This is a genomic window from Kitasatospora sp. NPDC036755, from assembly GCF_040636595.1.
Lineage (GTDB): Bacteria > Actinomycetota > Actinomycetes > Streptomycetales > Streptomycetaceae > Kitasatospora.
Map to the genome: position 1 here is coordinate 1 of NZ_JBEZUT010000291.1, position 10,886 is coordinate 10,886.

Consider the following 10,886-nt stretch of genomic DNA (forward strand, 5'->3'; position numbering starts at 1 on the left):
CCGGCTCCAGGGCAAGCGCTTCGCCGCCCGGTTCTTCCTGGACGAGGTCGCCGAGCACGGCGCCGAGGCCTGCGACTACCTGCTCGCCGTCGACGCCGGGCCAGCGCCCGGCCGGCGGCGACGGTGAGCGCGCCGGCGGCGTACATCGGCCAGTTGTAGCGGACCACCTCGCGCACCCCGGAGGGACGGGGACCCGCCGGTCCGGCGGTGGCGGGGCGGGGTCGGGGCACGGACGCGCGGCGGGCGGGGCCCGGGGGCGAGGCTGGAACCGGGGCTGGGGCTGGGGTGGTCATCGACGGGCTCCGGTGAGGGTGCGGCGCTCCCCCGCGTGCCAGCCGTAGTCGAGGCCGGCCACGTGGAAGGCGTTGGCGAGGACGGGCCGGCTGCCGGCCAGCGGTCCGTGGTCGAAGAAGGTGAGCCGGGGCACCTCGACGGCCACCGGGGCCGGGTCCCAGTGGGCGCGGGTGGCCTTGACCACGATCACCGAGCGGGTCTGCGGCTCGTACTCGAAGGTGTAGGGCAGCGGGCCGGCGAAGCGGCGCGCGGCCCGGGCGTCCGCGAACGGGCTGCCCGGCGGGAGGGCGGCGGGGGCGCTGCCGAGGTCGGCGCGCACGTGCAGGTCGGCCCGGCCGTCGCCGCTGACCACCTTGAACTCCAGGGTGTCGCCGACCACCCGGGTGCCGATCCGGGCGTGCCGGTACCGGTAGCGGGAGAAGGCGTTGCCGCCGAGCGCCATCATCCGGCTGTCGGTGTCGGAGCGCAGGATGCGCAGGCCGCGCATGGTGCGGCCGCCGGGGGTCGGGAAGCGGGTGAAGACCCGGTAGCCGGTGAGGATGAAGTCCCGGCCGAGGCCGGCGGGCAGGGCGGCCGGGCGCAGCGCCCGGGTGTCCACGACGGCCGCGGCGACGAAGCCGTGCTCGGTGCCGGCGGGGTCGGTGTAGGTGTCGAGGGCGAGGCCCGGCGGCACCAGCGGGGAGAGCAGCCGGGGCGGCAGGGCGTAGGTGAGGACGAGCGAGTGCGCGAAGTGGGTTCGCATCGCGAAGGGATGGCGCTGCAACAGGTGTCGCACGGTCGACTCCGGGGTCGGGTACGGGATTCGGAGCGTGACGGGGCAGCACGGGAGGGCCCTTCGCCGCAGGCCGCGGTGGGGCGCTCTCGCGCGTCCTCATCATGGCGCACGACTTTGAACGTGTTCAACTCCGGGTGGGAGCGGACTCGCGGGGGTGTACGAACGGGGCCCGCGCCGCGTCGGCGCGGCCCCCGGGTGTGGCGGCGCGGGCCCCGGGGTGTGGCGGAGGCGGGGTCAGGACACCGTCGGGTGCAGCGAGCCGGGCACCCGGCGGGCTACGGCCCCGGGGGGGGCTCCCGTAGGCGGACGAACCACCCCGGGCCGCTCCCCGCTCCCCCCGCACGGGTGGTTTCGCCCTCCCGGCCTGCGTCCGAGGCGGTCGGTGGACGGATGATCCGTTCCATGGGCCGTACCGGGCGGCCCGGGAAGGGACGGTTCGGAACGATGAGCACGACGCGGCGGTCGCTGCTGGGCGCGGCGCTGGCCGCCCCGCTACTGGGGTGGCTCACCGGGACGGCGGCCGGTGCCGTTGACGGCGGCACCGACCGCACCGGAACACTGGGCACGCTCTCCGACGGCTGGGTGGAAGTGCGCTGGACGCCGGAGGCACAGGCCCAACTGGACCGCTTCCACGCGATGGTGGACGTCGTCGCCCCCGCCCGCATGGTCCACGACGACCGGGGCCCCGCGGTCCACCTGCCGATCCGCTCCGCCCTGGGCGACCCGTCCCTCGCCAACCCGCCCGAGGCGCACGGCGACGGGGCACTGGACGGCGGGGTCTGCGTCAGCACCTCCAAGGGCGACTACCGCGTGGTGAACCTGGTCGGCGCGATCAAGGACGGCCTGGGCTCCGGCCGGTGCGAGGTCAGCGGGGCGGAGATGGGGCACCGCTCGGCCTTCCGCTGCGGCCTCACCGAGGGGGAGCTGACGGCCGACCCGGTGCCGGCCGGACAGCCGATGAAGGTCCGGCTCAGCGGGGTGCCGCTGCGCCCCACCCAGGAGGCGGTGGACACGTACACCGCGAACTTCGGCGCGCACCCGGTCACGGTGGACACCGTGCTGGCGTACGTCACGGCCCAGGGGACGTACACCCCTCCTCCGGCCGCGCAGGAGCCGCAGGCGTAGCGGGCCGTGGGCGGCGGGAGGGCCCGGACTGGGCGGGCACACCGCCGCCGAAGCGTCGCTCGCGGGCCGCGTAGGCCCGGACCGCCCCGCGCAGCCGGGCCAGGTCGTAGTCCGGCCAGGGCGTCGGGTCGAACAGCAGCTCGGCGTAGGCCAGGTGCCAGGGCAGGAAGTTGCTGATCCGCTGCTCACCGGACGTGCGGATCAGCAGGTCCACGTCCGGGAGGTCCGGGAGGTACAGGTGCCGGGCGAGGTCGGCCGGGCCGATCTCCTCCGGCCGGATCCGCCCGCCCACCGCCTCGACGGCCAGCCCGCGCGCCGCGGCGGCCAGTTCCTCCCGGCCGCCGTAGTCGACGCAGACCGTCAGGGTCAGCGTGCCGTTGTTGGACGTCAGGCTCTCCACCAGCGCGATCTCGGCGGCCAGCCACTCGTCCACCCGGTCCCGCCGGCCGCACCAGCGGATCCGTACGCCGAGGGCGTGCAGGCCCCGCGCGCTGCGGGTGAGGCCATCGGCCAGGGAGTCGAACAGCGCGGTCAGTTCCTCGGGCGGGCGGTCCCAGTTCTCGGTGGAGAACGCGTACAGGCTCAGGTGGCGGATGCCCAGCCGCAGCGCCGCGTTGACCAGCCGCAGTGCGGCCCGCTGCCCGGCCCGGTGGCCGTGTTCGGCGGGCAGCCGACGGGTCTCGGCCCAGCGCCGGTTGCCGTCCATGATCACGGCGACGTGGGCGGGCCCGCCCGCGGGAGGCGCGGGCCGGGCCCGTCGCCCGGGCGTGACCCCGTCGGAACTCAGCGGCGTGAGCCCCTCGGTGAGGACGCGCGAGCGCACCAGGGTCGCCTCGTCGTACTGCAGTTGGGCACCGAGCAGCATGGTGTGCAGGAACGGGCGGCAGCCGGGGGCCACCAGCCAGGTGGCGGGCAGGGCCCGCTCCAACAGGCGGTGCAGCAACCGCTGCTGGTTCGCGGCCAGCTCGTCCAGGGCGGGCCGGCGGTCGCCCCGGTGATCGCCTCGGTGGCTGTTCCGGTGGTCGTCCCGGTGGTCGTCCCGGCCCAGGTCGGCGACGGTCAGGCCGAGTCGGCGCAGTTCCTCCCGCGGCAGGTAGCAGCGGCCGGCCGCGAGGTCGAGCGGGAGGTCCTCCAGGAGGTCGGCCAGCTGGCAGGCCTCCCCCAGCGCGGACAGCGCGGCCGCCGCCCGCGGGCCCCGCGCGCCAAGCAGCGGGGCCCACAGCTCGGTGACCGTCCCCGCGATGCCGCGCAGGTGGCGGCGCTGGTCCGCGAGGGTCCCGAGGGCCGGCGGGCGGGCGCCGTCGGCGCGGGTGGCGTCCAGGAACTCCTCGACCAGCGCCCGGTCCAGCTCCCAGCGCCGCACGGTGTCCACGAAGGCCCGGCGCAGCGGGTGCCCGCTGTGGCCGGCCGCCAGCTCGGCCAGGGTGTCGGCCCGCCAGCGGGCGAAGCGGCGCTCCCGCTCGGCGGGGTCGGCGGTGCCCCGGGGGGCTTCGGCGTCGGGCCCGTGGGCGTCCGGGTCGTCGGCGAGCCGGTCGGAGCGGGAGGCGAAGCCGTTGACGGCGTGGACGTACGGCCGCACCTCGGGAGGCAGCAGGTCGCTGATCGCCCGCAGTGGGGCCAGGTGGGCGGCCACCTCCCGCTCGCAGAGCCGGTACGACTCGGCCAGCTCCGGCGGACCTCCGACCACCTCCGTCCCGTCCCCCGCCATGCCCGTTCCCCGCCCTCCGCCGACACCGTGCGCCGACCGGTCCAACGAGCCGGCGGCGGATCGGTGGCGGATCGGTGGCGATCGGGGTGGCCGTCACCGGAGCGGGACCGTCCGTCGCTCGTCGGGTCCGGTCGGACCGTCCGTCGCTCGTCGGGTCCGGTCGGGCCGGTCGGGCTCAGCCGAGGTCGGCCGGGGTCTCCACCACCACGCCGTAGAGGTCGCCGATCGTCGCCAGCGCGGCGCGGTGGACCTGGGCGGCCGTCAGCCCGGTGCCCGCCGACTCCAGCGGCCGGGTGGCGCAGGCGGCGGCCACCACGGTCGGGCGGTGGCCGCGCAGGAAGGCCCCGGCGGCGGTGAAGGCGACGCACATGTGGGTCATGAACCCGGCGACGACGACGTCCCGGTGGCCGGCCGCGTCGAGCAGGTCGCCCAGCTCGGTGCCGACGAAGGCGTCCGGGGCCTGCTTGACCACCACGCGCTCGCCCTCGGCCGGGGCCACGCTGGGGTGGATCCGCCCGATCTCGGCCCGGATGTCGTACGGGGTGCCCTCGCCGCCGTCGTTGACCACGTGGATCACGGTGGCGCCGGCCGCCCGGGCCCGGGCGAGCAGGTCGGCGCCGGCGCCCAGCGCCTCCTGCCAGCCCTCCAGTTCCATCACGCCGCCCACGTAGGTGTTCTGGTAGTCGATCATGACCAGGGTCGAGGCGCCGAGCACGGCGGGCGTCTCGTCGAGGCCGTTGAGGGTGCGCAGGGTGGTCGTGGGCACGGGGTACCGCCTTCACGGTCGGGGATCGGTGATCTCGCAGGTCACAGCCGGTGTGGCCGGCCTCGAAAACGCTACGGTCGGCGCTCCGGTGTCGGCAATGTCGCCTAACATGCAGATTCCGACATCGAGGAAGGACGCCGATGCTGCCCGGACAGACCCCACCGGCCGGACGGACCGCACGGTCCTCGGAGACGGCGCGGACCGCACCGGCCGCGCAGCGGCTGATCGTCATCGTCCTGTTCGAGGGCGTCGACCTGCTCGACGTGACCGGCCCGCCCGAGGTGTTCTCCCTGGTCCGCCGGGAGACCGACGGCACGACCGGCTACCGGGTCGTGCTCGCGGCCGAGACGGCGGAGCCCGTCACCACCGCGGCGGGCGTGCGCGTCCTGCCCGACCTCACCTTCGACGAGGCCGCCCGGAGCCGGATCGACACCCTGCTGGTGCCCGGCTCGGTCGTGGTGGACGACCGCCGCCGGGTCCGCGCGCTCACCGACCCGGCGGTGGTCGACCGGGTCCGCACGCTGGCCGCCCGCTCGCGCCGGGTGGCCAGCGTCTGCGTCGGCGCGCACCTGCTCGCCGCCGCCGGGCTGCTGGACGGCCGGCGGGCCACCACCCACTGGTCCACGGCCGGCCAACTCGCCGAGGAGCACCCGGAGATCGAGGTCGATCCGGACCCGATCTTCATCCGCGAGGGCGAGGTCTGGACGGGTGCGGGCATCAGCGCCTGCCTGGACCTGTCACTCGCGCTGGTCGCCGAGGACTTCGGCGAGGAACTGGCCCTGAGGGTCGCCCGACAGCTCGTCATGTACCTCAAACGCCCCAGCGGCCAGAGCCAGTTCAGTGTCCCGCTGGAGCCCGTGTCGACGACCCGGCGGATCGAGGAGCTGCGCCACCACATCCTGCGCAACCTCGCCGGGCGGCTCACCGTCCCGGACCTCGCGGCCCACGCCCACGTCAGCGAACGGCAGTTGACCCGGATCTTCAAGACCGAACTGGGCACCACCCCGAGCGCCTACGTCGAGTCGGCCCGGGTCGAACTCGCCCGTCACCGGCTGGAGTCCACCGACGAGACGCTCGAACGCGTCGCCGGCGGCTGCGGGTTCGGGACCGTCGACACCCTGGTGCGCGCCTTCCGCCGCCGCCTCGGCACCACGCCGACCGACTACCGGCAGCGCTTCCGCACCACCACGGCGACGGCTACCGGATCGACGGCGGTCCCGGCAGCCGGACGGTGAAGCGCGTGCGGCCGGGCCGGCTCTCCACCGCCACCGTGCCGCCGTGCGCCTCCACCACGGCCCGGACGATGGCCAGGCCGAGCCCGGTCGAGCCGGTGGCGCGGGAGCGGGCCCGGTCGCCCCGGACGAAGCGTTCGAAGACCCGGTCGACCAGCTCCGGCGCGATCCCCGGGCCGTCGTCCGTGACGCTCAACTCGACCTGGCCGTCCGACCGTTCGAGGCACAGCCGGGCCTCGGTGCCGGGCGGGGTGTGGGTCCGGGCGTTGGCCAGCAGGTTGGCCACCACCTGGCTCAGCCGGTGCCCGTCCCCGCGGACCAGCACCGGCTCCTCGGGCAGTGCGAGCCGCCAGCGGTGCTCCGGCCCGGCGGCGCGGGCGTCGGCCACCGCGTCGAGAGCGATCCGGGTCAGGTCCACCTCCTCCGCGGCCAGCGGACGGCCGGCGTCCAGCCGGGCGAGCAGCAGCAGGTCCTCGACGATCGCGCCCATCCGCACCGCCTCGGCGTCGATCCGCTCCAGCGAGTGCCGCACCTCCTCGGGCACCGGCCCGGGATGGCGCAGCGCCAGCTCGGCGTGGCCGCGGACCGCCGCGACCGGGGTGCGCAGCTCGTGGCTGGCGTCGGCGGCGAAGCCGCGCAGCCGCTCCTCCACCGCGTGGCGGCGGGCCAGGGCGTCGCCGACGTGCCCGAGCATCCGGTTGAGCGCGGCGCCGACCCGGCCGACCTCGGTGCGCGGGTCGGCGTCCGGCACGCGTTCGGCGAGCATCACCTCGCCACTGGCGAGCGGCAGGGCACTGACCCGCTCCGCCATGCCCACCACCCGCCGCAGCGGGCGCAGCGAGAAGCCGACCCAGACGGCCCCGGCCGCTCCGGCGGCGGCGACGGAGATCGCGAAGACGGTGAGCTCCAGGGTCGCCAGCCGCCCCACGGTGTCCTCGGCCGGGCGCAGCGGCAGGCCGCTGACCAGGACGTCGCCGTCCCGCCCGGCGACCGCGCGGACCCGGTAGTGGCCCAGGACCCCGCCGAGGTCGAGGGTGCGGGCCTGGCCGCCGACGGGCAGGGCGGCCAGCTGCCGCTGCCGGTCGGGGGTGAAGGCGACCCGGTCGTCCTCGTCCCCCGGGGTGTCCACGTCGTCGGCGTCCCCGTCGACCACGCCGGCGGCGGTGACCCGCCCGTCCAGCAGCCGAACGCCGAGGGTGCCGGGAGTCTGGGCCCTGGTGTCGGGGCCGGCGCCGTGGCCGGTGTGCTCCAGGCTCGCGGCGTAGCGGCCGCCCGACTCGGTGAGCTGCTGGTCCAGCCGGTCGACCAGGAAGTGGCGCAGCGCGGCGGTGGTGGCGAGGCCGACGGCCGCGCAGGTGGCGACGAGCAGCACCAGCAGGCCGGCGATCAGCCGGGCGCGCAGGGTGCGGGGCACCAGCCGGGCGCGCGGGGTGCGGAGCCTCACGGCGCGGCCTTGATCAGGTATCCCGCGCCGCGCACCGTGTGGATCATCGGACTGCGGCCCGCGTCCACCTTCTTGCGCAGGTAGCTGATGTACAGCTCCACGACGTGCGCCTGCCCGCCGAAGTCGTACGACCAGACGGCGTCCAGGATCTGCGCCTTGCTGAGCACCTGCCGGGGGTGACGCATCAGGTGGGCGAGCAGCGCGTACTCGGTCGGGCTGAGCTCCACCGCCTCCCCGCCCCGGGTGACCTCGCGGGCCCGGTCGTCCAGCACCAGGTCACCCAGCACCAGGGCGTGCGGGGGCGGCTGCCGGGTCGCCGCCGGCGGGGCGGCCCGGCGGAGCAGGCCGCGCAGCCGCACCATCACCTCGGCCAGGCTGAACGGCTTCGTCACGTAGTCGTCGCCACCGGCCGCGATGCCGGCGATCCGTTCCTCGACGGCGTCCCGGGCGGTGAGGAACAGCACCCGCACCTCGGGCTGCTCGGCGTGGATGCGGCGCAGCACCTCCAGGCCGTCGAGGTCCGGCAGCATCACGTCCAGCACCACGGCGTGCGGCCGCCAGGCCGCGGCGGCCTCGACGGCGGCCAGGCCGGCGGTCTCGCCGCGCGCCTGCCAGCCCTCGTAGCGGACGGCCCCGCAGACCACCTCGACCAGGTCCGGCTCGTCGTCGACGACCAGGACCCGCCAGTCCGGGCGGTCGGCGGTCTCGTCCATGGGGCTCCTCGGGTCGGTGCTGGGCATTGTTCATCCTGGCCGGTCCCGATGAGAAACCGGTGAGACCTCCACCCCCGGCCTGCTGGCCTTCACACCGACTCTGACCTGGCACGATGCCCCCGGGTCGAGGCCGGGCGCGGCCACCGTTCAGAGCCGGCTCAGAGCTTGCGGTGCGATCGTCGACAGCCTCGGCGGCACTCGCCGCCGGGCGCTGAGGAGGTTCCCGATGAGCACTGCCGCCGCACCGACGTCGCGGCCCGGGCCCCGGCCGGCACCCGACCGCCCGAGGCACCGGGCGGCACCGCGTCCGCCGTTCGCCCTCGACCCGCGCGCGGCGCTCGCCCTGATCGCCGTGGGCGCGCTCGGGGTGCTCGCGATCTGGTGGAAGGGCACCCCCTCGGTGGTCGGCGCGGCCGGCTGGCTGACCGGCGCCGGCCGGATCACCGGGCTGCTGGCGGGCTACGCCGCGCCGGTGCTGCTCCTGCTGATGGCCCGGCTGCCGCCGGTCGAGCGCGGGGTCGGCGCGGACCGGCTGGCTCGCTGGCACGCCTTCGGCGGGCGGTGGACGGTCGCCCTGGTCACGGTGCACGTGCTGACGGTCGTCTGGGGCTACGCGCTGACCGACGGGCGCGGCCCGGTCGGCGAGGGCGTGGAGATCGTCTTCCACTACCCCGAGATGATCAAGGCCACCCTGGGCACCCTGCTGCTGCTCGGCACCGGCGCGGTCTCCGCCCGGATCGCGCGCCGCCGCCTGCGCTACGAGACCTGGTACCACCTCCACCTGGCGACCTACCTCGCGGTGGCACTGGCCTTCTCCCACCAGCTCGCCACCGGCGCCGACCTGGGCGGCGGCCCCGCCGCGGCCGCCTGGTACGCCCTCTACTTCGGCACCGCGGCACTGATCGGCTGGTTCCGGCTGCTGCGGCCGTGGCTGCTCGACCGGCGGCACCGCCTGACCGTCGCCGAGGTCCGGCGCGAGGGCCCCGGCGTGGTGTCGCTGTTCCTCACCGGGCGGCGGCTGGACGAACTCGGCGCCGAGCCCGGCCAGTTCTTCCGGATCCAGTTCCAGGCGCCCGGGCTGCGCTGGGCCGCCAACCCGTACTCGCTCTCCGCGCCGCCGCACCCGGAGTTCCTGCGCTTCACGGTCAAGGACCTCGGCGGGCACAGCGCGGCGGTGGCCGGACTGCGCCCGGGCATCCGGGTGCGCGCCGAGGGCCCGTACGGGGCGTTCACCGGGCGGCGGCTGCGGCAGCGCCGGGTGCTGCTGCTCGGCGCGGGGGTCGGGATCACCCCGCTGCGCGCCCTGTTCGAGACCCTCCCGGGCGAGCTGACGCTCGTCCAGCGGGCCCGCCGGCCGCAGGACGTGCTGTTCCGGGCGGAGCTGGCCGAGGTCGCCCGGCGGCGCGGTGCGGCGGTGCACGAGCTGCTCGGCCCGCGTGAGCGGGTCGGGGACCTCGGGGCCGCGCTGGCCCGGCTGGTCCCGGACCTCGCCGGGCACGAGGTCTACCTGTGCGGCCCGGACGCCTTCGCCGAGGAGGCCGTCCGCGCGCTGCGGGCGGCGGGGGTGCGGCCGGGGCGCATCCACCACGAGAGCTTTTCGTTCTGAGCCGGTCCGGGCCGGCCGGCCGGCCCGGCCGGGACTTCCGGTACATCCGGCACATCCGGTGCGTCCGGCTGGCCGGGCCCCTGTTGCCGAGCACCTGAGGAGTGTCGATTTCCATGCGCCGAGCCGTCGTCACCAGCGCCGCCACCGCGGCCGGGGTGGTGCTGCTGCTGTCCCTCAAACCACACGAGGCCCCCGGCCCCGCCCCGGTGATCGGTTCGGGACCGGGCTCCGCCACCGGGGCCGGGAGCGGAACCGGGGCCGGTTCCGGGGCCGACGTGTCGGCTCCTTCGGGCACGGCCCCCTCTCCCGCCCCGTCCTCCCCGGCCGCCTCGGGCTCCGCCCCCTCCGCGGGCACCGGCGCGGGCACCGGCGCGACCCGGAAGGTGAGCGGCAACACCGTCAACACCCGGTACGGCCCGGTGCAGGTACAGGTCACCCTGGCCGGCAGCCGGATCACCGCCGTCGACGTGGTCAAGTACCCGACCGCCGAACGGCGCGACCTGGAGATCAACGGCTCCGCACTGCCGATCCTCAACCAGGAGGCGATCACCGCGCAGAGCGCCCGGATCGACGTGGTCAGCGGGGCGACGTACACGAGCGACGGCTACGTCCGCTCCCTGCAGAGCGCCCTCGACCGGGCCAGGGGCTGAGGCTGCCGTGCTCCGCCATGCCGAGCCCGTGATGGGCACCGTCTTCTCGATCACCGTGCGCGACCCGGGCCCCGGCACCCCGGTCGTGCTGGAACGGATCACCGAGCGGCTGCACCGGATCGACACGGTGTTCTCCACCTACCGGCCGGACAGCGACATCAGCCGCCTCGACCGGGGCGACCTGGCCCCGGACGACTGCGACCCGGAGGTCGGCACCGTCCTCGCCGCCTGCCGCGCGGTGGCCGCCGAGACCGACGGCTACTTCAGCGAGCGCCCGGGCGGCCGGCTCGACCCCAGCGGCTGGGTCAAGGGCTGGGCGGTCCAGCAGGCGGCCGACCTGCTGCGCGGCTCCGGCGCCCGGCAGTACTGCGTCAGCGGCGGCGGGGACGTGCAGACCGTCGGCGGCCCGTGGCGGATCGGCATCGCCGACCCCCGGCGGCCGGGGCTGCTGGCCGCCGTCCTGGCCGGCCACGACCTGACGGGTTCCACCGCGCCCTCCCGGCCGTCCGTCCCGGTCACCGGACCTCACGCTCCTTCCGCAGCTGCACGATGTTGTAGGCCACCAGCGGCAGC

General features: G+C 76.2%; 10 protein-coding genes. 5 read left to right on the forward strand and 5 right to left on the reverse strand.

The window, feature by feature from the left end:
* Window positions 1-289: 289 nt before the first annotated feature.
* Window positions 290-1,036 carry a DUF2071 domain-containing protein gene (locus AB0E96_RS31750; protein ID WP_359829237.1) on the reverse strand — a complete coding sequence of 249 codons (747 nt, stop codon included), beginning with the start codon at window positions 1,034-1,036 and terminating at the stop codon, window positions 290-292.
* A 477-nt stretch (window positions 1,037-1,513) separates the two neighbouring features.
* Here AB0E96_RS31750 and AB0E96_RS31755 point away from each other — a divergent pair, with 477 nt between their 5' ends.
* Window positions 1,514-2,194, forward strand: a complete 681-nt coding sequence (locus tag AB0E96_RS31755) for a hypothetical protein (RefSeq protein WP_359829238.1) — start codon at window positions 1,514-1,516, stop codon at window positions 2,192-2,194.
* Here AB0E96_RS31755 and uppS read toward each other — a convergent pair.
* A complete protein-coding gene (gene uppS, locus AB0E96_RS31760) occupies window positions 2,139-3,902 on the reverse strand; it encodes a polyprenyl diphosphate synthase (protein ID WP_359829239.1) in 1,764 nt (587 codons plus the stop codon). The genes AB0E96_RS31755 and uppS overlap by 56 nt on opposite strands.
* Before the next feature lie 175 nt (window positions 3,903-4,077).
* The gene (locus AB0E96_RS31765; protein WP_359829240.1) at window positions 4,078-4,668 is read right to left on the reverse strand and encodes an isochorismatase family protein; all 591 of its coding nucleotides are present in this window, start codon (window positions 4,666-4,668) and stop codon (window positions 4,078-4,080) included.
* A gap of 140 nt (window positions 4,669-4,808) precedes the next feature.
* On the opposite strand from AB0E96_RS31765, the gene AB0E96_RS31770 reads away from it, so the two are divergent.
* Window positions 4,809-5,903 (forward strand): DJ-1/PfpI family protein, encoded by a 1,095-nt coding sequence (locus AB0E96_RS31770; RefSeq protein ID WP_359829241.1) that lies wholly within the window; start codon window positions 4,809-4,811, stop codon window positions 5,901-5,903.
* Here AB0E96_RS31770 and AB0E96_RS31775 read toward each other — a convergent pair.
* Together AB0E96_RS31775 and AB0E96_RS31780 are read right to left on the reverse strand one after the other, a co-directional pair.
* Window positions 5,866-7,344 carry a HAMP domain-containing sensor histidine kinase gene (locus AB0E96_RS31775; RefSeq protein WP_359829242.1) on the reverse strand — a complete coding sequence of 493 codons (1,479 nt, stop codon included), beginning with the start codon at window positions 7,342-7,344 and terminating at the stop codon, window positions 5,866-5,868. The two genes, AB0E96_RS31770 and AB0E96_RS31775, sit on opposite strands and share 38 nt — an antisense overlap.
* Entirely contained in the window at window positions 7,341-8,057 is a 717-nt protein-coding gene (locus AB0E96_RS31780; RefSeq protein ID WP_359829243.1) for a response regulator transcription factor, read from the reverse strand. The genes AB0E96_RS31775 and AB0E96_RS31780 overlap by 4 nt, the downstream gene beginning before the upstream one ends.
* A 226-nt stretch (window positions 8,058-8,283) precedes the next feature.
* Here AB0E96_RS31780 and AB0E96_RS31785 point away from each other — a divergent pair, with 226 nt between their 5' ends.
* The 3 genes from AB0E96_RS31785 to AB0E96_RS31795 all read left to right on the forward strand — a co-directional run.
* Complete coding sequence (locus AB0E96_RS31785) at window positions 8,284-9,663, forward strand: ferric reductase-like transmembrane domain-containing protein (protein WP_359829244.1); 1,380 nt, start codon at window positions 8,284-8,286, stop codon at window positions 9,661-9,663.
* Window positions 9,664-9,776: 113 nt separating this feature from the next.
* A complete protein-coding gene (locus AB0E96_RS31790; protein WP_359829245.1) occupies window positions 9,777-10,313 on the forward strand; it encodes an FMN-binding protein in 537 nt (178 codons plus the stop codon).
* A 7-nt stretch (window positions 10,314-10,320) separates the two neighbouring features.
* Window positions 10,321-10,886 (forward strand): FAD:protein FMN transferase (locus AB0E96_RS31795; RefSeq protein ID WP_359829246.1); only part of this gene is annotated, 566 nt, incomplete at its 3' end.

Coding starts and splice junctions, on each gene's coding strand:
- AB0E96_RS31780 (WP_359829243.1), bottom strand. CDS start 8,057: ATGGACGAGACCGCCGACCGCCCGGACTGGCGGGTCCTGGTCGTCGAC.
- uppS (WP_359829239.1), bottom strand. CDS start 3,902: ATGGCGGGGGACGGGACGGAGGTGGTCGGAGGTCCGCCGGAGCTGGCC.
- AB0E96_RS31785 (WP_359829244.1), top strand. CDS start 8,284: ATGAGCACTGCCGCCGCACCGACGTCGCGGCCCGGGCCCCGGCCGGCA.
- AB0E96_RS31750 (WP_359829237.1), bottom strand. CDS start 1,036: ATGCGAACCCACTTCGCGCACTCGCTCGTCCTCACCTACGCCCTGCCG.
- AB0E96_RS31790 (WP_359829245.1), top strand. CDS start 9,777: ATGCGCCGAGCCGTCGTCACCAGCGCCGCCACCGCGGCCGGGGTGGTG.
- AB0E96_RS31755 (WP_359829238.1), top strand. CDS start 1,514: ATGAGCACGACGCGGCGGTCGCTGCTGGGCGCGGCGCTGGCCGCCCCG.
- AB0E96_RS31770 (WP_359829241.1), top strand. CDS start 4,809: ATGCTGCCCGGACAGACCCCACCGGCCGGACGGACCGCACGGTCCTCG.